The following is a 20,190-nucleotide window of genomic DNA, read 5'->3' as shown; positions in this document are numbered from 1 at the left end:
TTCCGCAGACGGGAGCTTGAGCGCACCATCCTTACGCAATTGCAGGCCCGGGAGTCCAGTGGCGGAACTCTCGTTAAGGTCTTGCCACCACTGCCCGACGCTGTGACGCCTGACTGGGGCTTGCTGGAACGCCGCCTTCGGCCCTTGCTGCCGCCGCGGGCTGTGGTGTCCAAGCGTCAGGAGTTGCTGGCCTACGACTGTGACGGCCTCACCCTGAATCGTCATCAGCCGCCGCTGGTGGTGCTGCCGGAGAGCACCGAACAGGTGGCGGCGGTGGTGAAGCTCTGCGCCGAGCTGGAGGTGCCGTTCATCGCCCGCGGCAGTGGCACTGGCCTCTCCGGGGGGGCGTTGGCGGAGCAACCCGCTCTGGTGATCGCCACCAGCCGCATGCGCAAAGTGCTGGATGTGGATCTGGCCAATGAGCGGATCACCGTGCAGCCGGGGGTGATCAACAGCTGGGTCACCCGTGCGGTTGCCGGCGACGGCTTTTATTACGCCCCGGATCCCTCCAGCCAGGTGGCCTGCAGCATCGGCGGCAACGTGGCCGAGAACTCCGGCGGCGTGCACTGCCTCAAATACGGCGTCACCAGCAATCACGTGTTGGAGATGGAGGTGGTGTTGCCCGATGGCTCGATCACCACCCTGGGTGGTGGCTTGCCGGAGATGCCGGGCCTCGACCTGCGCGGCGTGTTCATCGGCAGTGAGGGCACCCTTGGGATCGCTACGGCGATCACCCTGCGGTTGCTGCGCACCCCGCAAACCGTGGCGGTGCTGCTGGCGGATTTCGCCTCCATGGAGGCGGCTGGTGAGGCGGTACGCCTGATCACCGGTGCCGGGGTGCTGCCGGCGGGCATGGAAATGATGGACAACCCCTGCATCCAGGCTGTGGATGATTTCTTTGGGGTGGATGAGTATCCGCGTGAGGCCGCGGCCGTGCTGCTGATCGAGCTCGACGGCCATGAGCTCGAGGTGAAGGAATCGGTGGAGATCGCCAGCCGCCTCTGCCTGGAGGCCGGCGCCGGCGCCGTGCGTGAGGCCTGGAGCGAGGAGGCGCGGGCGCGGCTGTGGAAAGGGCGCAAGAGTGCGATCTCAGCCCTGGGCCGTCAATTCCCCAGCTACTACCTGCAGGACGGTGTGGTGCCGCGCACGGCTCTTCCTGGCGTGTTGGCGGCCATCGATAGACTCAGCGCGGAGCATGGCCTGGCGGTGGCCAACGTGTTTCATGCCGGCGATGGCAATCTGCACCCCCTGATCCTTTACCGCTCTGGTGAGGAGGGGGTGAATGAACGGGTGAAGGCCCTTGGCGCCGATATCTTGCGCCTCTGCATCGACGCTGGGGGCAGCATCAGCGGCGAACACGGTGTCGGCAGCGATAAACGTTGCTACATGGATTGGATGTTCAGCGTCGACGATCAAGCCACGATGCAGCTGGTGCGGCGCGCGATCGATCCTGTGGGCCTGGCCAATCCGGGCAAGCTGTTCCCTGCGCCAAAAAGCTGCGGAGAATCGCTGAGGCGCCAGGTCGAACTTCGTGCCACAGGCGTTGAGTTGTCCGCAAAAGCTGTCGTGTTCTGAGCTTTGTCAGAGCTTTACTCCCAGTCGTCTGAGCTCTCCTCGACCTCTTCCCAGGCAAGATTCACCACCACGGGTGCGTGATCGCTGGGCTGGATGTTGCCCCGAGGGTTCTTGTCGATGACGCATCCAGTGGCGCAATCCACCAGATCTTCCGACAAGTAGATGTGGTCGATGCGCCAGCCCTGGTCGCGATCCCAGGCGCCACTGCGGTAATCCCACCAGCTCCAGTGGCCGCTGCTTGGCTCAAACACACGAAAGACGTCTGTGAGTCGGCCGGCCAGGGCGTCGCTAAGGGCCTGGCGCTCCGCCTTGCTGGCCATGATTCCGCCGCTGAGGCGCTCCGGATCGTGCAGATCGCGGGCTTCAGGTCCGATGTTGAAGTCGCCCACCATGCACAGAGGATCGCCCTGCTGCTCCTGCACCGCGAGGTAGCGCTTCAGGCAGGCGAGCCACTCCAATTTGTAGGCGTATTTGTCGCTGGTGAGTGAGCTGCCGTTGGGTACATAGAGGTTGAGCACCCGAACGCCCTCGATCAGGGCGCTGATCACCCGCTTCTGTTCACTCAGTCCAGAGGCTTCAGCATCGTGTGGCAGCAGTGCAGTGAAGCCGACCTGCACGTCGTCCATGGGCAGACGGCTGATCAAGGCGACGCCGTTGTAAGCCTTCTGACCGCTAATCGCACAGCTGTAGCCCAGCTGCTCAAAGGCGCCGTGGGGAAACAGCTCGTCGGCCACCTTGGTTTCCTGCAGGCAGAGCACCTCCGGTTGCTGCTGCTCCAGCCACGCCAGCACCTGATCAAGCCGCGTTCGCACTGAGTTCACGTTCCAGCTGGCGATGCGCATGGGTGGGATGCCTGGGGGTGTGGCGGATGGATGTGCTCCAGGTTGGGCTATCCATGGTGATCCGGTGTGTCCCCCACAGCCGGATGGCCCTCCTACGATTCCCACCATGCGATCGCTCAGGACGGTGATGGGACGCCCTTCCCCCCTTCGGAACAGCGCTGTGGCCTGTGCCGGACTCATCGCGCTCACGGTGCTCGGCGTAAGCGGTCAGGCCGCTAGAGCTGACTACAGCTCTTGGGGCATGTCCACCCAGGAAAAGCAGATCTACGACTATGGCCCGGGCGGCAGCAACGGCACGTCGAAGCAGGGTTCCATCCTTGACAGCACCAACCCCATCGATCTGATGAACAAGATCCGCCGAGGCACGGCAATGGACGACGCCACGCCGCCGGGCGATGCGGTGGATGCGGCCCTCAAGGAGCTCAACGCTGCTCAGACCCCGGGGCCGTCGTCCCAGGTGAAGGCTCCTTAGTCACCCCTCGGTTAGGAGCGCGCCCATCCGGCACGGCTCCAGTGGTTGTCTCGGCCTGTCGCAGGTTGCTGATGCCCCAGCTGGCGGCAACCCGATCGAGGAGGTTGTCCCTGCTGCCGGGTTGGCGGCTGCGTGCCTGGGCCAAGGCCTCTTGCGCAGCCTTCGCGTCGCCTTGCTCCTGGCGCAGCAGTGCTAGCGCCAGGAGTGGCCTCGGATCGCGCGGAAAGTCGGAGGCGAGTTTGGTGTAGGTGACGCCTGCCGCAGCGTTCTGCCCCATCCGCTGCTGGAGATCGCCCAGTAACAGCCCCAGAGGCAGCACCTGGGGCTGCAAAGCCGGTTTGCTCGCTTTCTCGATCTGGGCCTTGAGCTGACCCTGGGCTTCATTGCCGCGCCCTTGCTCGAGTTGCAGCAGCGTCATCAACTGCAGGGCTTCGATCCGATCGGGACTCAGGTTCAGCAGCTGCCGCAGCTCCCGTTCAGCGGCGCTGCGGTTGTTGTTCGTGCGATGCAATTCCGCCAGCAGCAGCCGCAACTGCCAGCGTTTCGGTTGTTGGTCAGCGAGTTGCTCTAGCAGAACCGTGGCTTCTTCCTGTTGGTTCAACACCAGCAGCAACTGCACCAGCCGCTGCTGTTCGGCTTCGCTGGCTGTGCCATCGGCCAGTCGTTGCCGCAATTGTTCTGCCTGCCGTTCCACAGCCACCTGGGAACTGCTGGTGTGGGTTCCCCGGCTGCGTTGCCCCTGCCACCAGCCACCAGCCAGCGAACCGCCGACCAGAGCGATCGCACCAAAGCTGAGCAGTAGCTCTCTGGCGTTGATGCTGGCGCGAGGCGGCATGGTGCAGCGCGTGGATGGCACTCAGTCTGGGGCCATGACAAGGGCTGGTTACATTGGCGGCCGGGCCATGGACAACACGAGCGCCCAGAGGGTTTCAGCCACGATGCGTCAGCACCCCATTTCACCGGTCACCGAACCGATGCAGTACCGGGCCATCGGTGTGGTGCGGGGGACTTATGTGCCCGAAGACCCTGACCAGCTCACCCGCGGCACCCTGCAAGCTGAAGACGGCACGGAGATCCAAGCCGTGGTGCTCGGCCGCGTGCTCACCCTGATGCGCCGCCACCTCGACCTGAGCAAGCCCCACCTGTGGGTGGCGTATCCCCGTTTCCGCGATCCCGAAAAGCTCCACCTGCAGCTGGTGGGGGTGTGGGAGCCCAGCACCTTGGCGGCCACTGAGATCGCCACCCAAAGCGCTGCCGATGCACAGGACAGCGGGGCGCCCAGCGATGACCTGCCTGAAGGGGATGGTTATTTCTCCGTACGTGGTGAGCTGATTTACACCAGGCCCGAGGATGGAGACCTGGTGGTGAAGATCCGCCAGCAGCCCCGTGCGGATGGCTCCAGGCCGACACCTTTCAAATTGCAGTTGCGCGGTGAGATCGCTCCCGAGCACCTGCGCCATTTCGTGTCCCTGGATCTGCGCCGCCACGGCCAACAGCTGCAGCTCGAGCAGCACGAGGTGATCGCTCCTGTGCCCCAGCGGGCCGGCAAGGGGCGAGGCCCCGGTCGTGGCGGACGACCGGGTGGTCGCTCCGACGGGCGCCGCTGACCATGGCTGCTCCGGAGCGCTTTCCCGGCTCCGATCAGGGCTCCACGGCGGCCGTCTCCGCTGGTGCTGCCGTCGCGGCTGTCACGGTGCTGGCCGTGGTGGGTCCACCCCTCGGCTTGTCGCCCTGGCTGATTGCCCTGGCCGCTGGTGGCGGCATGGTGGCGCTCACCGTGGATGCCGCAAGGTTTGGTGGCCTGGGGGGCCATTTGCTGGCTGAAGCCCTGCCCGCGGGGATCGGTGCAGCCCGCCTGCGTCGCATCGCCATTCACGAGGCCGGCCATGTGTTGGTGGCGGCCGACAACACCCTGCCGGTGAAGCAGGTGCTCGTGGGCAGCCGGGCCTGCCTGCGAGAGGGCCTCAGGGCCAATGGCAGCACCCAGCTGGAACCCCCAGCCCACGCCAAGCTGGCCCTCGAGGACCTGCGCCGTTGGAGCCGGGTGCTCCAGGCCGGGATGATCGCCGAACAACTGGTTTACGGCGGTTCGCGAGGCGGTGCTGACGACCGCGCCCTGCTGGGCCGGCTTTGGGGCCTGTCCGGCTACGACGTGGCCACAGCACAACAGGAACAGCGCCGCGCCCGCCGCGAGGTGGAGCAGTGGTTGCGCCAACGCCGCAGCGAACTCGATCAGCAGGCCGACACCCTGCTGACTCAGCTGTGATGCCCCCCCAGCCCCGGCTGGCTGTGGTGGATTGCCCGACAGGCCTCGCCGGCAACATGTTGCTGGCCGCTTTGCTGGATCTGGGTCTGCCGCCATCGGCGGTTCACGAACCGATGGCGGCACTGGGCTTGGAGGATGTCTACCGCCTCAAGATCCAGAACACGCGCAGCGCTGGGTTCCGCGGCCTGCAGCTGCAGGTCGAACTCACCGAGCCTTCACCGCCCCATCGCCATTGGGGTGATCTGCGCGTGCAGCTGGCTGAGGCTCCCCTGGAGCCTCAACTGAAGCAACGGGTGCTGGCGGTGTTCGGCCTGCTGGCAGAGGCGGAGGCGGCGGTGCATGGCACCGGGGCGGATCAGGTGCACTTCCATGAAGTGGGAGCCGTGGATGCTCTGGTGGACGTGGTGGGTGTATGCGCCGGGCTGCTGCATTTCGGTGTTTCCGAGCTGATCTGCACCCCACCTCCCGCTGGCTACGGCCGCGTGACCACCGCCCATGGGCCGTTGCCACTGCCAGCTCCGGCGGTGTTGGAGCTGGCGCGGGTTCGGCAGCTGCCGCTGGCGAGCAGTGAAGGGTTTCCGCCGGCGGAGCTCACCACGCCCACCGGCATGGCTTTGATGGCAGCTCTGGCGGATCGCTTTGGCCAGGCGCCCGCCCTAGTGCCGGAAGCGGTGGGAGTGGGCCTGGGAACGCGCCAGCTCGATCGCGCCAATCTGTTGCGGCTGGTGCTGGCGCAGCCCCAGAGCCCTGTCCAGGCTGAGCACCAGGAGATGCTGCTGCAGCAACAGGCCCAGATCGACGATGCCAGCGGAGAGGATCTTGCCTTTTTGATGGAGGCCTTGCGGCAGGCCGGGGCTTTGGAGGTGTTTGCCCAGGCGCTGCAGATGAAGAAGGGGCGGCCGGCCAGCTTGATCACGGTTCTGGCACGGCCGGAACAGTCGTTGGCGCTGCGCCAGGTGTGGTGGCGCCACGGCAGCAGCCTCGGGGTGCGGGAGCAGCTGCTGCAGCGGTGGTCGCTGCCGCGTGAGCATGGCGTGGTGGAGACCCCCTGGGGACCGGTGCGGATCAAACGCTCGCGCCGCCCGGATGGCAGCTGGCTCTGCAAGCCCGAGGCGGATGATCTGGCGGAGCTGGCCCAGCGTCACGCCATCTCGATGGCACGGCTGCGGCGGGCTGTGCTGGTGCTGGTCGACGACGATGACCCCGACGGGCCGGCGACGGCCCCAACCGTGGATTCACCCCAGCTCCGCCCATGATCAACATCCCCCGTTGGCGTGAGCTTTGGCGGCTGCGGTCCCAGGTTGCCCCGCAGCTTCCGCCACTGCCTGGTGGGGCTCGTCTGTGGGTCACCTTGGCCAGCGCTGGTTTCCTGTTGGCGGCCCTGGTGAGTCACGGCCGTCAGTTGCTGCAGCTGAGCCTGGATGCCCAGGGGTGGTGCTGGTTGCTGCTGGGTGTCGGCTTCAGCTTGTTGAGCCTGCTGGCGAACGCGCTCGCCTGGGGGGTGGTGCTGCGCTGGCTCGGGCATCGGCCCCGCTGGAGCGCGGTTGTGGTGCTCTTCCTGGTTTCGAATCTGCGCAAATACCTGCCGGGTGGCGTGTGGCATCTGCTGGCGCGGGTGCGGGCTCTGCAGGCGCAAGCCAGCTCGGAGTCGCCGGTGGAGGAGCCGCCACTGCGCACCCCCCAAGCCTTGGTGGCGGTGTTGCTGGATCCGCTGCTCGCGGCCGTAGCCGCTTTTGCGCTGGTGCCGTTCGGGGGGTGGCAGGCGGGTTTGGGAGTGCTGTGCCTGCTGCCGTTGCTGGTGCTGTTGCCGCGGTGGCTGAATCCGCTGATGCTGCGGCTGGAGCAACAGCGGGCCCGGCAGCTGGCGGCGCGCGGCCTGCTGCAGCTTTCGTCTGAGGAGGTGCCCGCGGGGTTGCCGGGCTACCCCTGGCCGCCTCTGCTGGCCGAGGTGGTCTTTGTTTGGCTCAGGTTTGCAGGGTTTGCCTGCTGCGTTCAGGCGTTTGATCTCTCATTTGCCATCGGCTGGGGAGGCTGGCTGGCTGGCTTTGCCCTGGCCTGGACCGCCGGTTTAGTGGTGCCGGGTGCTCCTGGTGGTCTGGGGGTGTTTGAAGCGGTGCTGCTGGTGCGTCTGGCGGCGGTGGTGCCGGAAGCACCGTTGCTGGCGGTGGTGATCAGCTACCGGTTGGTGAGCACCTTTGCGGATCTGCTGGGGGCGCTCACCGCCCGGGCTGATCTGGCAGAAGTTCGCAACAGGCGTTACTGTTGAGAACAGCGCCGACTGTTCGCTGATGCCTGCCGTCCCGGCGCCTGATCTCCCCGCTGAGGCGCTGCGCAGCAGTCTCCATGGCCGTGGCCAGCGGCTGACACCGCAGCGTCAGCGCGTGTTAGCCCTGTTTGAACGTCTGGGCGAAGGCACCCACCTCAGCGCTGAAGAAGTGCATCAGCGCTTGCTGCGTGCTGAGGAGCGTGTTTCTCTGGCCACGGTGTATCGCACCCTGCGCTTGCTCAGTTCAATGGAACTGCTGCGGGAGCTGGAGTTGCCGGAAGGCGGACGCCGCTTCGAACTGGCGAGCGACGACGACCACCGTGACCATCACCACCTCGTGTGTGTGCGCTGCGGTCACACCGAAGAATTTGAGAGCGAAGCCGTGCTTTCGGCTGGGGAGCAGGCGGCAGGCCTGCATGGATTCCGCTTGCTGGAGTGCGTTCTGAACGTGCGTGCGCTCTGCCCGCGTTGCTCAGCTGCGGAATCAGCCCCGGTAACGGTTTGAACGCACGGGCACCAGCACGGGCTGCATCAGGCCGCCACCACCGTTGTCGTCGTCGGATCCGGCAGCTAGCCAGGCAATCAGGCCGGCCAGGGTGATGACTGCAGTCAGAAGGAGCAGATCGGCCAAGGCGCTGGACGCGATTCACCGCACGCTAGCGGGATCGTCCAGCGCTGGTGTTGCAATCGCTGCCGTTACAGCGGTGCGAGTGCCAGAACACCACCGAGCAGCACGAGCAGGCCAGCAGCCAGTTGGCTCTGACGCAGGCTGAGCTGGCGTCCGGCAGCGAAGCTCAGGCCAATGCTGAGGGCAGAGGCGAGCAAGGCGCCGAGCCACCAGCTGGCGGTGCCGCTGGCCTCATGGCCATGGAGCATGGCGTGCACCGCAACGGCGCTACCCAGCACGGTGCCCAGCACGGGCAAGGGCCGCTGCAACTTGTCGCTCAGCAGCAGCGCTGCACCCACGGCACTCACGGCCAGGGCTGCCAGCACTTCTGCTGCCGGAAGCTGACCACCGAAGCTGCCGAACACGCTGCCCAGCACGGCCCCACCGAGGGCAAAGCCCAGCAGGAGGGGGCCAAAGCGAGCGGCCGTCAGGCCCACACCCATCAGCAGGAGGAGGTGATCGAGGCCCAGCAGTGGATGCAGGGCCCCGGCCATCACGCCGGCATCGGCGCTGCCGTGGGCGCCAGCGGGCAGGGCTGAAAGCAGGCTGAGGCCGAAGCCTGCTGCGCTGCTGATCAGAAGGGAGCGGGAAAGCTTGGTGGGCATGGGCAGGGCCGGTCCGCGCCGGTGCTGAGGGGGTGAATCGTGCAGGGAGCGGCGAGCGTTCTGACTGAGAGGCGAGCAGGGGCTGGCTTCATCACAGCTGCGGGACAGTGCCGGAGTGGGACGAAGGCCCTGCACCGGTCTTTCCTCGTTGCCTCCCCGGGCTGATTCCGGGGAACCGCTGTCTGCAGTATCGCTTCAGGCGAAGCCTTTGCCTGCATCCTTAGCCACACAGGCCTGGAGCTGCTTGCGCAGCTGGGGATGGTCGAGGTTCTTGCCGATCAGCACCAGCTGGTTCTTGCGCTCGGCGGCTGAGCCCCATTCGCTGTCGTCGATCGAGAAGCGCTTGCCGGCCAGGTGGAACACGTGGCGCTTGTCGCTCTCGTTGAACCAGAGGATGCCCTTGGCGCGGAATACGCCGGCGGGCAGCTGGTTGTCGAGAAAGTTCTGGAACTTGCGCAGGGCGAAGGGGCCTTCGCTGCTGAACGAGAGCGAGGTGAAGCCTTCGATCGCCAGGTGATCCGGATGACCGTTGCCGTGGTCATGGCTGTGGTCATGCTCGCAATGGCCGTGGTCGTGATCGCAGTTGCTGTGGTCGTGGTGCTCGTGCTGGTGACCATCCGCGTGGTCATGCCCGTGTTCATGCCCGTGGTCATGCACGCAGTGGCCGTGGTCGTGATCGCACTCGTCGTGGCTTTGCTCTGCGGCCACCTTGTCGCTTTCAAACAGCCCCACGCTCAGCAGCAGCGGCAGGCTCACGTCGCCTTTCACCGAGCGCAGGATGCGGGCGTCGGTTTTGATCTCCCGCAACCGGCCTTCCACCTCCGTTAGGCGTTCCTCGCTCACCAGGTCGCACTTGTTGAGCAGCAGGATGTCGCCATACACCACCTGAGCGCGGGCCACTTCGCCATCGAGAATCTCGTCGCTGAAGTTCTCCGCATCGATCAGGGTGATGATCGAATCGAGCCGGGTGTCATCGCGCAGATCGCTGCCCAAGAAGGTCATGGCCACGGGCAGGGGGTCCGCCAGGCCGGTGGTCTCCACCACCAGATAATCCACCGGGTCCGGGCGATCGAGGATCCGATACACCGCATCGAGCAGCTCTCCATTGATGGAGCAGCAGATGCAGCCGTTGCTCAGCTCCACCATGTCTTCGCCGGTGGCGATGATCAGATCGTTGTCGATACCGATCTCACCAAATTCATTCACCAGCACAGCCGTTTTCACGCCCTGCTGGTTGCTGAGGATGTGGTTGAGCAGCGTGGTCTTGCCTGCCCCGAGGAAGCCGGTGAGGATCGTCACCGGGAGTGGGCTGGCCTGGGTAGAGGAATCGGGTGCGAGGTCGGTCGCGCTGGCGGTCACGTGGATCCGTGGATCAGGGCTTCACCCAGTCTGATCCTCGAGCTCACCGGATGGTTGCGGCTGACACCGCGTGCCAATCCCCCTAGAACGGAATCAGCCCCAGACCGCAGGAGCCCATGGCGATCGCCCCACCCATCGACATCGGCATTCCCGCTGAGCAGCGCGCCCAGATCGCTGAGGGCCTAGGTCGGGTGCTGGCCGACAGCACCGTGCTCTACGCCAAAACCCACGGCTTCCACTGGAACGTGACGGGGCCCATGTTCAACACGCTCCATCTGATGTTTATGGAGCAATACACCGAACTGTGGACAGCCCTCGACGAGATCGCCGAGCGGATCCGGGCCCTCGGCCACAAGGCTCCGTTTGGGGGCAAGATCTATGGAAGCTTGTCGTCGATCCCCGAAAGCGAGGGTGTTCCAGCGGCCATGGCCATGGTGCGTGAGCTGGTGGAGGGTCATGAGGCGGTGGCCCGCACGATTCGTGGTGTGTTCGCCATTGCCGACGAAGCCAATGATCAGCCCACCGCTGATTTGCTAACGCAACGCCTGCAGATTCATGAGAAGACAGCCTGGATGTTGCGCAGCCTGTTGGAAAGCTGACCAGCGATTGCACCATTCGCTACAGCCAGATGTGCATCACCGGCGGAGGAGCGCTCTGCCCTTGTTAGAACACGCCCATTAATTCACCCTTTGAGGATGAAGGAGCTCACCCGGGCCATTAACAACCACCTCGCCGCCGAGTTCCAAGCCAGCCACACCTATCTGGCGATGTCGATCTGGTTGCGTGAAAAAGACCTGGTGGGCTTCTCTGCCTACATGCTCACCAAGAGCAATGAAGAGCGTGGACATGCATCCCGGATGATCGCCTATCTGGTGGATAGCGATCAGGACGTTGAGCTGCCCACCATTGATGCCCCGCAGCGCGATTGGGGCTCCGTTCAGGCGTTGTTTGATGATGTCTATGACCTTGAAAAGGGTGTGACGGCATCGATTCATCACCTCTACACCCTGGCGGAGGGTTTGGGTGAGCGCAGTGCAACAGCGATGCTGGATTGGTTTGTTTCAGAGCAGCTGCAGGAAGAGGCGGAAGCGCGGTTCGTCTGCAAGCGCTTGCGTCTGGCCGGCGATAACAGCGCGGCCCTGTTGCTGTTGGATCAGCAGTTTTTGGAAGGAACCGCCCTCTCCCATGTGAAAGGCGGCATGGGTGGAGGGCCTCAAGCGGGCGAGGGCGGCTGAGCTGGGATCAGTCGCGGCCGCAGCGGCACTGGCCGCCCTTCCAGTGGGAGCACTTGTTCTTCTTGCAGCCTTTTTTCTTGGTCTGATCTGTGGCGGTGCGCTTGTTGGGCGCTTCATCACTGTGGCAGCCGATCTGCTGAGCCATGGGCCGGCGTTGCGTTGCTGTTGAGAATCAATCGCAGCGTAGGTGTTCCTGGTGCCTTCGCTCCCACTGCAGCGGTTTGGGCACCCGTTGATGTGCTTCTCGCTACCGCCGGTGGGCCATCAGCTCATCGGATGGCGTTCCAGGTCGCGGCGAGTGTGTTGCCACCGGCTTGGTCGCACCGCCCCCCAAGCGCATCCACGATCAGGCAGGTGTTGGTGGTGAGGGTCGTGATCAAGTTGTCGCCGGCGGAGTCGGCCCGCAGGGGTTGGCTGGCGAGCGGAACGCCGCTGAGGCTGCTGATTCGCAGCAGTGCCTTGCTGGCAGGCATCTGTTCGGCGAACAGGCTGCGCACGCGCTGGTTGCGCAGCGCGGCCACCACGTTGGCTAGGGCCTGTGGCCTTAGCGCCTCGCTCGTGCTCGTGGCATCAACCACTGGCAGCTCCTGAAGTTGATAAGCCCTGGCCAGGCTCGCGAAGGCTCGGTGACCGCTGGCGAGCAGGCGCGGCGGCGGGATCGTGCTGAATTGCTGGTGGTTCCAGCGATCGAGGGCGATCAGGCTGCCTTGCATCGCCTTGGCTCGTTGCTGGATCTGCGGAGCGGCCTGTGGATTGAGCTGCTCGAGCTTGTTGCTCACCAGCTCCACCATCGCTGCAGCTTGGCGTGGGTCGTGCCACACGTGAGGATCTTGATCGCCATGCACGTGAGCCGCTTCGTCTTCTCCCTCGGCGTTGTGGGCGTGCTCGCTGTGGCTGTGGCCGTCGGTCTGGCCTCCATTGTTGAGCTTGGGGCTGTTCGGAACAGCGATCTCCGCCACCTTCACGGCCCGGCTGAGTCTGTTGAGGGCTGGGGTGAGTCCGTAGCCGTTGATCAACACCAGTTGGGCCTGGTTGATCTGGCGGGTTTGCGCGGGCGTGAGCTGCAGCTGATGGGGGTCGTCGTTCGGGCCCAGCAGGCAGTCCACCCTCAGGTCGTCTGCGGCCAGTCGCCGGGTGATGTCACAGAGGGCGCCATCGGCGGCGATCACGTCCACCCGGGAGCCTGGGTCGCAGGCCTGGACTGCCGCCAGAGCTAGGGCTCCCACCAGCACCGCCGCGGTTCGCCGCATGCCTCAACCCATCCGTGATAGCAACGATAATGGTTCTCAGAAGTGCAGCGTTGTTTTGAGCAGGGCGCCGATCTGCCGAAAGGTTTCACCTTCGGTGGTTTCTGCACCCAGCGGCCGGCTGAGCAGGAACAGCGCCGGGGTCACAGCGATCTTGTCGCTCAGTTGCAGCTTGTACCACCATTCCCAGGCGTAGTTGCCATCGCGAGGGGTCTCGCCCCCATACAGCGAGGTGGCAAAGATCGGCTGGCCCACAGCCATGCCCAGGGCGTTACCAGGGGCAAAGGCATCCTGCCATTGCAGGCCCACACTCCACGACTGGCTATTGGCCACCAGGCCCTGCTGCTCGACTTCCGAGGTGTAATGGGTGCGGTTGAACCCCCAGCCGGCACTGATCGAGGGCACCCAGCCGGATTGCCGTGGTTGCCAATAGCCGCTCAGACCAAAGGCCATGGTTTGCCCGGGGTTTTTCAGGCTGTCCAGGGTGAAATTGGTGGCATAAGGAATCACCCCGCCCAGGTTCTGCACGGAGCTCACCACCGCCGCCGCGGCCCACTGCTGCTTTCTGTAGGCGAGTTGCACACTGCCTGTGCTGGCTGAATCGGCGGTGCCGATGCCTCCCTGGCTGGGATTCCCATCGCGTCCATGACCGGCCACATAGTTGGCGCTCACACTGAACCCACCAGGGGATTGCCACCACAACCCGGCACCCGCGCCCAGCTTGAAGTTGTAGGCCGCGGGTGCTCCCTTGAGCGTAAACAGATCGAGGATGGTTTCAGCGGGGTAAAGGCTGGGCCGCAGTGCTAACAGATCCAGCTGACCGACCCGCGGTCCAAAGCTCGCCGTGAATCCCCTGCCCAGGGGGAACTGGTAGTACAGCCTGTTGACAGAGAAGTTGTCGGGACCCGACTGCTCCTGGAAGGCTGTTTCCAGGATGGATAACCTGCTGGGACCGGCTCCGTAGAAGCTGTTGCTCGTTCGATCGAAATTGCCACCGCGCAGGCGAGCGCGCAGAAGGTCTTGTCCCGTGAAGCTGGTGTCGAGGTAGAGCTTGAGGTCGTAGTTGAAGGTGGTGGCGCCGTAGTTGGAGCGGCTGGCGCTCACCACGGCGTTGTCGCTGCCCGCAAAGCGGTTGCCGCCGAGCACCAGGCTGGCGAGGCCCTTGAGCTTGGTGGTGGGAGAAAACTGGGTGGCCTCCAGGTTTTCCAGGCGTTGATCCAGTAGCTGGAGCTCCTGCTCGAGCTGCCGCAGCAACAGCACCAGTTCGGGCGTGTTGCCGTTGAGGTGCGGCAGGCAGGCCTGAAGCAGTGTGGCAGCGCTGAAACGAGAGATCGGTAATCCCTGGTTCAGCCTCTCGTCTGAGGCGGCTGTGGAGCAGCCGTGCTGCACCTGCAGGGCGTTCAGCCGTTGGTACGCCCAGTCTTCCGGCTGCAGTAGTTGGGCCTCTGTTTGCGCCGCAGGGGAATCTGCCCATGCCCCCAGCAGGGCGATGCCTCCCATCAGGGCAACGATGGGGCGCAACATCGATGGGGCTCTGGCTGCGCCTCGATTCAAGCGCGACTGCTCTTTAACTTGGAGGGAGTGAAGCCTGCTGCGGTGCTCAGCGTTCATCAGCTGTGTGTGCGCCGCGGGCCGGAGCTGGTGCTCGATCAGCTCTCCTTCACGCTGCAGCCCGGCAGCCTCACCGCCCTGGTGGGACCCAATGGAGCAGGCAAGAGCACTTTGCTGCAGGCCCTCGAGGGGCAACTGAGCCCTGCGAGTGGCTCGATCACCTGGGAGGGCATCCCCCTCACGCCTGCCCTGGCGCGGCAGCAGCTCGCCCTGATGCCCCAGCGCGGTGAGATCGCCTGGGCCTTTCCGATCACCGTGCGGGCGTTGGTGGCGCTCGGGCGCTTGGCCGGTCAGCGCCCGGGCTGCTGCGATGTGGAGGCGGCGCTGCAGCGGGTTGGACTGGTGGGGCTGGCCGGGCGTCGTCTCGATCAGTTGTCTGGTGGTCAGCAGCAGCGTGCCCTGCTGGCGCGCACCCTGGTGCAACCGGCTCGCTTGCTGCTGCTGGATGAACCCTGCGCAGCGATCGATCCGCCATCGCGCACGGAGTTGCTGCGGGTGATGCGTCAGCTCAGTGATGCCGGGCTCACCCTGCTGGTGAGCAGCCATGACTGGGGTCGCGACCTCGATGCCTACGACCGGGTGCTGGTGCTCGATCGTCAGATGTTGGCCGATGGCACCCCTCAACAGGTGCGCCAGGCCCTGGGCGATCTGCGGGTTGGAAACCACTGCTGCGGTTAGGCGTTCTGGCGGTTCTGGCAGCTGCGGCACAACCCAAAGAACTCCAGGGTGTGGAACAGCAACTGGAACCCCTCCGCCTGATCGCCATGCAACTCCACGTTGTGCATCGGGCAGTGCTCCAGCACCAGGGTGGTGCCGCAATCCACGCAGGTGAGGTGGTGCTCATCGCGCTCCACCGGCGCGAACAGGGCCTCGCCACTTGGGAGATGGCGGCAGCGGATCAAGCCCCGCTGCTGCAGCTGGCGCAGGTGCCGGTACACGGTGGCCAGTCCCATGGCCTGGGGGCTTTGGCGCAGAAGGGCGTGTAGGTCTTGGCCGGAGAGTTCCCGATCGGCCAGCTTCAGTTGCTCCAGCAGCAGCAGCTGGCGATCACCTGAGGCGGCAACCTGGGAGGGCATGGCCGAACCAGCGGGGCGGGGGCCCTGATCCTATGGAGCGTGTGTGGTGGCTGCTGCCGCTCGCGGTGGCGTTGGTGGTGGGTGGGCTTTGCCCGCTCACGGGCACCGTGTTGCTGGTGCAGCGGCGCCTGTTTCTGGTGAACCTGGTGTCGCATGCCGTGCTCCCCGGTCTCGCCCTGGCGGTGGCTCTCCGCATCGATCCGGGATTGGGGGGTGCGATCAGCGGCCTGGCGGGTGCCCTGCTGGCGGAGCGCTTCAGCGGTGCCTCACGCCCAGGACAACCGGGCGATGAAGCCGTGCTGAACACCGTGCTGGCTGGCTTTCTGGGCTTGGGGGTGCTGCTGATTCCCCTGCTGGGCATCCGTGTGGATCTGGAGGCTGTGCTGTTTGGTGATCTGCTCGCTGCAGCACCAGCCGACCTCGCGCGCAGCCTTCTGGCCCTGCTGGCCATGCTGCTGCTGTTGTTCTGGCGGTATCACCATTACGTCTACCTGGGGGTTGATCCCCTAGGCGCCACCAGTGCCGGGCTGCCGGTGCGGCGCCTGCGGCTGCTGCTCACGTTGGTCACAGCGTTCACGGTGGTGAGTGCCATGACTGCCGTTGGGGTGGTGTTGGTGATCGGCTTGATGGGCGCTCCTGCCTTGCTGGCGCTGCCGGGAGCAACAAGCCTCCGCCAGGCCCTGTGGCGATCCGCACTGCTCGGCATGCTGCTCAGCGGTGGAGGCCTGTTGTTGGCGATCCAGCCTTGGATCAACCTGCCGCCCGGACCGCTGATCGGGGTGCTGTGTCTGCTGCTGTTGCCGCTGCAGCTAACCAGGCGGTAGCCAGAGGGCCTGCCGCACCGCTTTCGCCAGCGGCTGCAGCGTTAGATCTCGCACCGCGATCAACACCGGTTGCGCGTCGGGGCGCCCCTGTTGTCGCAGGGTGAGCAGCAGCTGCTGACGCGTGGGGTCATAGGCCATCGGCACGCCGGGTTCCACCTCCCAGCCCGTGAGGTCTCGTGCCCGCACGATCTGTCCTAGGCGGGTGATCTCCAGGAGCCTGCTGCGCTGGGCATCGCGCCAATGGCTCACCAGCAGCCACACCCGTTCACCGCCGCGATCGCAGGCCGTGCTCAGCACCGCATCACCGCCCAGCCACAGCTGGCGTGGCGGCTGACCGGGTTCCACCAGTTCCAGGGAGCGCCGGAAATCGGGCCAGTGCCGCACCAGAAGCGCCCGCCCGCTCACTGGGCAGAAGCTGCTCAGATCGCGGCTGCCTGGCAGCAGCTGGCGGCGCTCGGGCCGACCGGGCAGGTTGCGCAGGCTCAGCCCCTCAAGCTCAGGCATCACCAGAGCGCCACCGTCGGGCAGCAGCTGCATGGGGCCGGAGGCTTCCAGCTCCAGTTGCTGGCGGTTGCCCTGGCGCGGCCAGAAGCTGGTGATCGAGCGGCCCAGGGCCTGGGCACTCCACTGCACCAGCAGATCGCCGCGCTGGTTGCTGCTCAGGTGGGTGAAGATCAAACGCTCCGGCAACAGCGCCCGAAGCGGGCCAGCCTTCACCGCGCGGCTGCCCGGTTGGCCGCCACGCTGCAGGGTGCTCTGCTCCAGCGGCAGCAGCCACAGCCGCTCACCTTGATCATCGCGGCTGGCCAGGGCGATGGCCGATCCATCCCCCAGCGGAGTCACCGCGGTGATCCGCTCGAATTCGGGGCTGAGTGGCTGCCAGCTGCCATCGCGTTGAAGCAGTTGCAGTTGCTCACCGCTGCCTTTGGGCACCACCGCCAGCAGCCGCGGTCTTGGGTCCCAGCTCCAGCGCTGGGGCCGCAGAGCCAGGCCCCGTTGATCCACCCCGCTGATCAGCAGCTGGATGGCCCCGGTGATCGGTTGATTGGCGCCCAGCAGCAGCCTTAGGGGATTGTTCGCGCCTAACCACTGATGGGGCAAGGCCGGCTGCAGTTGGCTGCGCTCCGCCAAGCTGGCCCGATCCATGGGGCGGCTGAAGCGCAGCGAGAGGGCGGCCGGGCCTGAGCTGGCGGTGCTCGAGTGCAGCTCCAGCAATCTTGGTGGGCGCTGAAGCAAGAGCTGCTGCTGCACCAGGGCCAGCAGCGCTCCCGCGGCCAACAGCAGAGCTGGTTTGTTCATGGCTCGAGCGGCTTGGCGGGCCGCGGAATCGTGCGGATGCGCTCCGGCAGCACCACGCTGCGCTGCTGTCCGGCCACGTTGTCCACGCCCATGCGGCCCTCGATCGCCAGCCATTGGTCGGGTTGTGCGCTGAAGCCACTGGGCCAGCGCACGGGAAGCCCGATCGGTGTGGCATCGGCCAGGCAGCAGCGCACCAGCAAGCGCCCGAGTTGGGGTGGGCCATCCGGCTGCGTGAGCACAAAACCGCTGATGCGCACGGGGTCGCCGTTGTAAAGCTGCGGGTCGGGCTGGCTGCGCAGCAGTCGCACCCAGTCGGTGAGGCTGCGCTGGCCCGGCGGCAGCAGGAAATCCAGCTCCACGTCGCTGCCGAGATCGCTATTGCGGTTGGAGGCCAGATCGCTGAATGAGGGATTCGGCGGCAGGAGCAGCACGGCGATCGCCAGCAGGCCGCTCAAGGCCCAGCTGCGGTTCCAGTGCCGCTCGCGCCTGCCCTGCAGCGCCTGTTGCAGGGCGATCGCCAGCAGCACCACGCCACTGAGCCCCACCAACGGATGAAACACCCCGCGCAGCAGCAACTCGAGCCGGCTTGTGAGGGTGCTCACCAGCAGCACAGCACCCCAGAGGGCCAGGGCGAGCGGGCGGATCAAAGCAGCCAGAGATTCACCCATTGCCCGATCAGCAGCACCACCACACAGGCACCCGCCGCCGTGAGCGCAATCGCCCGCGGCTTCAGCACCACACCAAACAAGCCCAACAGCTTCAGATCCACCACGGGCCCCAGCACCAGAAAGGCCAACAGCGCGCCAGGGGTGATCTGAGCGGCAAACCCCAAGGCGAGGAAGGCATCCACGCTGGAGCACACCGACACCACCACAGCCATCAGCATCAGGCTGAGCACGGAGATGGTGGGAGCTCCTCCCACCGCCAGTAACCAGGTGCGGGGCAGCAGGGTCTGAACCACAGCGGCCAGGGCACTACCCAGCACCAGCAGCCCTGCTAGATCGAGAAATTCCCGGCTGCTGTGCTCCAGCACAGTGGCCAGGTTTGGTCGCTCCGGCGTCGGTGGCGCCGTTACTGGCGCTGCCCCCACCAGGCCGCTGCGACGCTCCAGGAGCCCCACTTCAGCCAGGGGCTGACTCAGGCGCCGTTCCTCCAGAAGAGCCGGCTCAAGCAGTTGGACTTCCGGCCATTGCTGCAACAGGGCAGAGAGGGCGAGGGCCAGCAACAGGGCAGCGGTTGGGCGCGCCGCCAGGAGCCAGGGCTGATCCGGGAAGGCGGCCCAGGTGCTCGCTAGCACGATCGGATTCAGCACCGGCGCGGCGAAGAGGAAGCCCAGGGCGGAGCCCAGCGGTGCGCCGCCGGCTAACAACCGCCGCGCCACCGGCACATTGCCGCACTCGCAGGCTGGCAGCGCAAAGCCCAGGGCAGCGCCGGTGAGCGGAGCCAGCAACGGCTGGCTGGGTAACCGCTGCAGCCAACGACCTCCTGGGGCGATCCAGCGGGCCAGCCCTGCGATTAGAACGCCGATCAGCAGAAAGGGAAGCGCCTCAAGCAGCAGCCCCTGGAAGATGGCCCAGATGGTGGCCAGCCTGCTCAATCGGGTTCAGCCACGCCGGGTAGCCGGGGATCAAGCGGGCATCATGGCCGGGCTTTCAGGGCATCTGGCGAGCCGCCGATGGCGAAAGCCGCCTTGGGTTGGGCGATCGGCAGGGTGGTGGGTGCCTCTTCCACGATCAGCGAGCCCAACAGCTCGGGGCGGTTGGTTTCGAAGTGGAGGTGAGGCCCGCTGCTCCAGATCCCGGTATTGCCGCAGGTGCCGATCTGATCGCCTCGTTTGAAGTGGCCGGCGGGCATAGCCGTGTGGAGGTGGCTGTAGCTGGTTTCCAGCCCGTCGGCGCCCCGCAGTTCGAAGGTGGTGCCGTGGGTGTGGCTACGCCGCACCGCGCCCTGTCCGTCGTGGGCGGCACGCACCGGTGTGCCGGTGATGCAGGCGATGTCGATGGCGGGATGGCCCTCTCTCACTCCTTGGGTGATCACCCCGGGCATGGGGTGAAGCAGCTGCAAAGCAGGCAGAAGAAGGGCGATGGGCAACAGGCTTCCGCGGGATGAACATCCGCGACGCGAATTGGAAGCAAATCTTAAGTTGCGACGCGCTGGACCTGTCTGTTGTCTATGTGACAGGGCCGCTGTTCCCGTGGCCCAGCTGTCGCGTGGGCTTCATGACATGAAGTCTCTAGTAAGTGCAATATGCTGGAGGGAAGGGGATCATCGGGGCTGCCGGCGTCGTTGTGGCGCCTCTGCTCCGTGATTCATGCGCTTGATCCGTTCTCCCCTCTCCGCAGCCACTGCCGCTGCCTTGCTCGTTCCGGCTGCCCTGGGCTGCAGTCTTGGCGTTGCTGCTGCTGAGCGCGAGAACATCAATCTCGCTGGTATTGGCCAGTACGGCGCCAGTGCCGACCAGGTGACGTCGATCACCCAGTTCTCCGACGTGCAGCCCACCGACTGGGCTTATCAAGCACTGAGCAACCTGATCGAGCGCTACGGCTGTGTGGCCGGCTACCCCAACGGCACCTACCGCGGCAGCCGTGCGATGACCCGCTATGAAGCGGCCGCCCTGCTGAACGCTTGCCTCGACCGGATCACCGAAGTGACCGACGAGCTGAAGCGCCTGATGGCCGAGTTCGAGAAGGAGCTCGCCGTGCTGAAGGGCCGTGTGGATGGCCTCGAGGCCAAAGTGGGCGAACTGGAAGCCACCCAGTTCTCCACCACCACCAAACTCTCGGGTCTGGCCACCTTTGTGGTGGGTGCCAATGCCTTCTCGGGCTCAGCGATCAACCGGGGTGCCA

The 20,190-nt window shown here is 65.6% G+C and carries 25 protein-coding genes; 12 read left to right on the top strand and 13 right to left on the bottom strand.

What is annotated here, in order from left to right; all coding sequences use genetic code 11:
- The first annotated feature begins 102 nt into the window (after positions 1 to 102).
- On the top strand, positions 103 to 1,575 hold the full coding sequence (locus tag H9532_RS03555; protein WP_296365872.1) for an FAD-linked oxidase C-terminal domain-containing protein: 1,473 nt from the start codon (positions 103 to 105) through the stop codon (positions 1,573 to 1,575).
- Positions 1,576 to 1,589: 14 nt separating this feature from the next.
- On the opposite strand, the gene xth is transcribed toward H9532_RS03555, so the two are convergent.
- Positions 1,590 to 2,417 carry an exodeoxyribonuclease III gene (gene xth / locus H9532_RS03550; RefSeq protein ID WP_296365870.1) on the bottom strand — a complete coding sequence of 276 codons (828 nt, stop codon included), beginning with the start codon at positions 2,415 to 2,417 and terminating at the stop codon, positions 1,590 to 1,592.
- Between the two features lie 127 nt (positions 2,418 to 2,544).
- Here xth and H9532_RS03545 point away from each other — a divergent pair, with 127 nt between their 5' ends.
- Positions 2,545 to 2,889 carry a hypothetical protein gene (locus H9532_RS03545; RefSeq protein WP_296365868.1) on the top strand — a complete coding sequence of 115 codons (345 nt, stop codon included), beginning with the start codon at positions 2,545 to 2,547 and terminating at the stop codon, positions 2,887 to 2,889.
- Here the strand turns inward: H9532_RS03545 and H9532_RS03540 are convergent.
- Positions 2,840 to 3,724 (bottom strand): tetratricopeptide repeat protein, encoded by an 885-nt coding sequence (locus H9532_RS03540; RefSeq protein WP_296365866.1) that lies wholly within the window; start codon positions 3,722 to 3,724, stop codon positions 2,840 to 2,842. The genes H9532_RS03545 and H9532_RS03540 overlap by 50 nt on opposite strands.
- Before the next feature lie 103 nt (positions 3,725 to 3,827).
- On the opposite strand from H9532_RS03540, the gene H9532_RS03535 reads away from it, so the two are divergent.
- Genes H9532_RS03535 through H9532_RS03515 form a run of 5 tightly spaced genes read left to right on the top strand, consistent with a single transcriptional unit; the run spans position 3,828 to position 7,926 of the window.
- Entirely contained in the window at positions 3,828 to 4,496 is a 669-nt protein-coding gene (locus H9532_RS03535; protein WP_296365864.1) for a hypothetical protein, read from the top strand.
- Positions 4,497 to 4,498: 2 nt separating this feature from the next.
- Entirely contained in the window at positions 4,499 to 5,155 is a 657-nt protein-coding gene (locus H9532_RS03530) for a hypothetical protein (protein WP_296365862.1), read from the top strand.
- The gene (larC, locus tag H9532_RS03525) at positions 5,155 to 6,411 is read left to right on the top strand and encodes a nickel pincer cofactor biosynthesis protein LarC (protein ID WP_296365861.1); all 1,257 of its coding nucleotides are present in this window, start codon (positions 5,155 to 5,157) and stop codon (positions 6,409 to 6,411) included. Before H9532_RS03530 ends, larC begins: the two co-directional genes overlap by 1 nt.
- Complete coding sequence (locus H9532_RS03520; protein ID WP_296365858.1) at positions 6,408 to 7,421, top strand: lysylphosphatidylglycerol synthase domain-containing protein; 1,014 nt, start codon at positions 6,408 to 6,410, stop codon at positions 7,419 to 7,421. Before larC ends, H9532_RS03520 begins: the two co-directional genes overlap by 4 nt.
- A gap of 22 nt (positions 7,422 to 7,443) precedes the next feature.
- On the top strand, positions 7,444 to 7,926 hold the full coding sequence (locus tag H9532_RS03515; protein WP_296365857.1) for a Fur family transcriptional regulator: 483 nt from the start codon (positions 7,444 to 7,446) through the stop codon (positions 7,924 to 7,926).
- Here H9532_RS03515 and H9532_RS03510 read toward each other — a convergent pair.
- From H9532_RS03510 to H9532_RS03500, 3 genes are all read right to left on the bottom strand, one after another.
- The gene (locus H9532_RS03510) at positions 7,906 to 8,052 is read right to left on the bottom strand and encodes a hypothetical protein (RefSeq protein ID WP_296365855.1); all 147 of its coding nucleotides are present in this window, start codon (positions 8,050 to 8,052) and stop codon (positions 7,906 to 7,908) included. The two genes, H9532_RS03515 and H9532_RS03510, sit on opposite strands and share 21 nt — an antisense overlap.
- Positions 8,053 to 8,117: 65 nt before the next feature.
- On the bottom strand, positions 8,118 to 8,693 hold the full coding sequence (locus H9532_RS03505; protein ID WP_296365854.1) for a HupE/UreJ family protein: 576 nt from the start codon (positions 8,691 to 8,693) through the stop codon (positions 8,118 to 8,120).
- Positions 8,694 to 8,888: 195 nt separating this feature from the next.
- On the bottom strand, positions 8,889 to 10,052 hold the full coding sequence (locus H9532_RS03500; protein WP_296365852.1) for a GTP-binding protein: 1,164 nt from the start codon (positions 10,050 to 10,052) through the stop codon (positions 8,889 to 8,891).
- A gap of 116 nt (positions 10,053 to 10,168) precedes the next feature.
- Here H9532_RS03500 and H9532_RS03495 point away from each other — a divergent pair, with 116 nt between their 5' ends.
- Positions 10,169 to 10,651 carry a Dps family protein gene (locus H9532_RS03495; protein ID WP_296365851.1) on the top strand — a complete coding sequence of 161 codons (483 nt, stop codon included), beginning with the start codon at positions 10,169 to 10,171 and terminating at the stop codon, positions 10,649 to 10,651.
- A gap of 96 nt (positions 10,652 to 10,747) precedes the next feature.
- Entirely contained in the window at positions 10,748 to 11,287 is a 540-nt protein-coding gene (locus H9532_RS03490; RefSeq protein ID WP_296365850.1) for a ferritin, read from the top strand.
- 7 nt (positions 11,288 to 11,294) lie between these two features.
- Here the strand turns inward: H9532_RS03490 and H9532_RS03485 are convergent, their stop codons facing one another.
- The 3 genes from H9532_RS03485 to H9532_RS03475 form a co-directional block, all read right to left on the bottom strand.
- Positions 11,295 to 11,432: a hypothetical protein gene (locus H9532_RS03485; protein ID WP_296365848.1), complete on the bottom strand. Its 138-nt coding sequence runs from the start codon at positions 11,430 to 11,432 to the stop codon at positions 11,295 to 11,297.
- A 124-nt stretch (positions 11,433 to 11,556) separates the two neighbouring features.
- The gene (locus H9532_RS03480) at positions 11,557 to 12,537 is read right to left on the bottom strand and encodes a metal ABC transporter substrate-binding protein (protein ID WP_296365846.1); all 981 of its coding nucleotides are present in this window, start codon (positions 12,535 to 12,537) and stop codon (positions 11,557 to 11,559) included.
- Positions 12,538 to 12,573: 36 nt separating this feature from the next.
- On the bottom strand, positions 12,574 to 14,058 hold the full coding sequence (locus H9532_RS03475; protein WP_296365843.1) for an iron uptake porin: 1,485 nt from the start codon (positions 14,056 to 14,058) through the stop codon (positions 12,574 to 12,576).
- Positions 14,059 to 14,130: 72 nt separating this feature from the next.
- On the opposite strand from H9532_RS03475, the gene H9532_RS03470 reads away from it, so the two are divergent.
- On the top strand, positions 14,131 to 14,823 hold the full coding sequence (locus H9532_RS03470; protein WP_296365841.1) for an ABC transporter ATP-binding protein: 693 nt from the start codon (positions 14,131 to 14,133) through the stop codon (positions 14,821 to 14,823).
- On the opposite strand, the gene H9532_RS03465 is transcribed toward H9532_RS03470, so the two are convergent.
- Positions 14,820 to 15,221 carry a transcriptional repressor gene (locus H9532_RS03465; RefSeq protein WP_296365839.1) on the bottom strand — a complete coding sequence of 134 codons (402 nt, stop codon included), beginning with the start codon at positions 15,219 to 15,221 and terminating at the stop codon, positions 14,820 to 14,822. The genes H9532_RS03470 and H9532_RS03465 overlap by 4 nt on opposite strands.
- Before the next feature lie 32 nt (positions 15,222 to 15,253).
- Between H9532_RS03465 and H9532_RS03460 the strand changes: the two genes are divergently transcribed.
- Positions 15,254 to 16,045, top strand: coding sequence for a metal ABC transporter permease (locus tag H9532_RS03460; protein ID WP_296365837.1), 792 nt, complete (start codon positions 15,254 to 15,256; stop codon positions 16,043 to 16,045).
- Here H9532_RS03460 and H9532_RS03455 read toward each other — a convergent pair.
- The 4 genes from H9532_RS03455 to H9532_RS03440 are packed head-to-tail and all read right to left on the bottom strand — an operon-like array spanning position 16,031 to position 19,435.
- On the bottom strand, positions 16,031 to 17,344 hold the full coding sequence (locus tag H9532_RS03455) for a hypothetical protein (protein ID WP_296365834.1): 1,314 nt from the start codon (positions 17,342 to 17,344) through the stop codon (positions 16,031 to 16,033). The genes H9532_RS03460 and H9532_RS03455 overlap by 15 nt on opposite strands.
- Positions 17,341 to 18,012, bottom strand: a complete 672-nt coding sequence (locus tag H9532_RS03450; RefSeq protein WP_296365832.1) for a TIGR03943 family protein — start codon at positions 18,010 to 18,012, stop codon at positions 17,341 to 17,343. Before H9532_RS03450 ends, H9532_RS03455 begins: the two co-directional genes overlap by 4 nt.
- Positions 17,988 to 18,941 carry a permease gene (locus tag H9532_RS03445; RefSeq protein ID WP_296365830.1) on the bottom strand — a complete coding sequence of 318 codons (954 nt, stop codon included), beginning with the start codon at positions 18,939 to 18,941 and terminating at the stop codon, positions 17,988 to 17,990. Before H9532_RS03445 ends, H9532_RS03450 begins: the two co-directional genes overlap by 25 nt.
- A gap of 41 nt (positions 18,942 to 18,982) precedes the next feature.
- The gene (locus H9532_RS03440) at positions 18,983 to 19,435 is read right to left on the bottom strand and encodes a M23 family metallopeptidase (protein WP_296365827.1); all 453 of its coding nucleotides are present in this window, start codon (positions 19,433 to 19,435) and stop codon (positions 18,983 to 18,985) included.
- Between the two features lie 220 nt (positions 19,436 to 19,655).
- Here H9532_RS03440 and H9532_RS03435 point away from each other — a divergent pair.
- The coding region (locus tag H9532_RS03435; RefSeq protein WP_296365824.1) for an iron uptake porin at positions 19,656 to 20,190 on the top strand (535 nt) is incomplete at its 3' end.

This window comes from Vulcanococcus sp. Clear-D1 (genome assembly GCF_014654725.1).
Lineage (GTDB): Bacteria > Cyanobacteriota > Cyanobacteriia > PCC-6307 > Cyanobiaceae > Vulcanococcus.
Note: the sequence above shows the minus strand (reverse complement) of the source record. Positions and strands in the feature narration are given on the sequence as shown.

Excerpts from the sequence above, each read along its gene's own strand:
- xth (WP_296365870.1), bottom strand. The coding sequence starts at position 2,417 with ATGCGCATCGCCAGCTGGAACGTGAACTCAGTGCGAACGCGGCTTGAT.
- H9532_RS03545 (WP_296365868.1), top strand. The coding sequence starts at position 2,545 with ATGGGACGCCCTTCCCCCCTTCGGAACAGCGCTGTGGCCTGTGCCGGA.
- H9532_RS03540 (WP_296365866.1), bottom strand. The coding sequence starts at position 3,724 with ATGCCGCCTCGCGCCAGCATCAACGCCAGAGAGCTACTGCTCAGCTTT.
- H9532_RS03535 (WP_296365864.1), top strand. The coding sequence starts at position 3,828 with ATGCGTCAGCACCCCATTTCACCGGTCACCGAACCGATGCAGTACCGG.
- H9532_RS03530 (WP_296365862.1), top strand. The coding sequence starts at position 4,499 with ATGGCTGCTCCGGAGCGCTTTCCCGGCTCCGATCAGGGCTCCACGGCG.
- larC (WP_296365861.1), top strand. The coding sequence starts at position 5,155 with ATGCCCCCCCAGCCCCGGCTGGCTGTGGTGGATTGCCCGACAGGCCTC.
- H9532_RS03520 (WP_296365858.1), top strand. The coding sequence starts at position 6,408 with ATGATCAACATCCCCCGTTGGCGTGAGCTTTGGCGGCTGCGGTCCCAG.
- H9532_RS03515 (WP_296365857.1), top strand. The coding sequence starts at position 7,444 with ATGCCTGCCGTCCCGGCGCCTGATCTCCCCGCTGAGGCGCTGCGCAGC.
- H9532_RS03505 (WP_296365854.1), bottom strand. The coding sequence starts at position 8,693 with ATGCCCACCAAGCTTTCCCGCTCCCTTCTGATCAGCAGCGCAGCAGGC.
- H9532_RS03495 (WP_296365851.1), top strand. The coding sequence starts at position 10,169 with ATGGCGATCGCCCCACCCATCGACATCGGCATTCCCGCTGAGCAGCGC.
- H9532_RS03490 (WP_296365850.1), top strand. The coding sequence starts at position 10,748 with ATGAAGGAGCTCACCCGGGCCATTAACAACCACCTCGCCGCCGAGTTC.
- H9532_RS03485 (WP_296365848.1), bottom strand. The coding sequence starts at position 11,432 with ATGGCTCAGCAGATCGGCTGCCACAGTGATGAAGCGCCCAACAAGCGC.
- H9532_RS03480 (WP_296365846.1), bottom strand. The coding sequence starts at position 12,537 with ATGCGGCGAACCGCGGCGGTGCTGGTGGGAGCCCTAGCTCTGGCGGCA.
- H9532_RS03475 (WP_296365843.1), bottom strand. The coding sequence starts at position 14,058 with ATGTTGCGCCCCATCGTTGCCCTGATGGGAGGCATCGCCCTGCTGGGG.
- H9532_RS03465 (WP_296365839.1), bottom strand. The coding sequence starts at position 15,221 with ATGCCCTCCCAGGTTGCCGCCTCAGGTGATCGCCAGCTGCTGCTGCTG.
- H9532_RS03460 (WP_296365837.1), top strand. The coding sequence starts at position 15,254 with ATGGAGCGTGTGTGGTGGCTGCTGCCGCTCGCGGTGGCGTTGGTGGTG.
- H9532_RS03455 (WP_296365834.1), bottom strand. The coding sequence starts at position 17,344 with ATGAACAAACCAGCTCTGCTGTTGGCCGCGGGAGCGCTGCTGGCCCTG.
- H9532_RS03450 (WP_296365832.1), bottom strand. The coding sequence starts at position 18,012 with ATGGGTGAATCTCTGGCTGCTTTGATCCGCCCGCTCGCCCTGGCCCTC.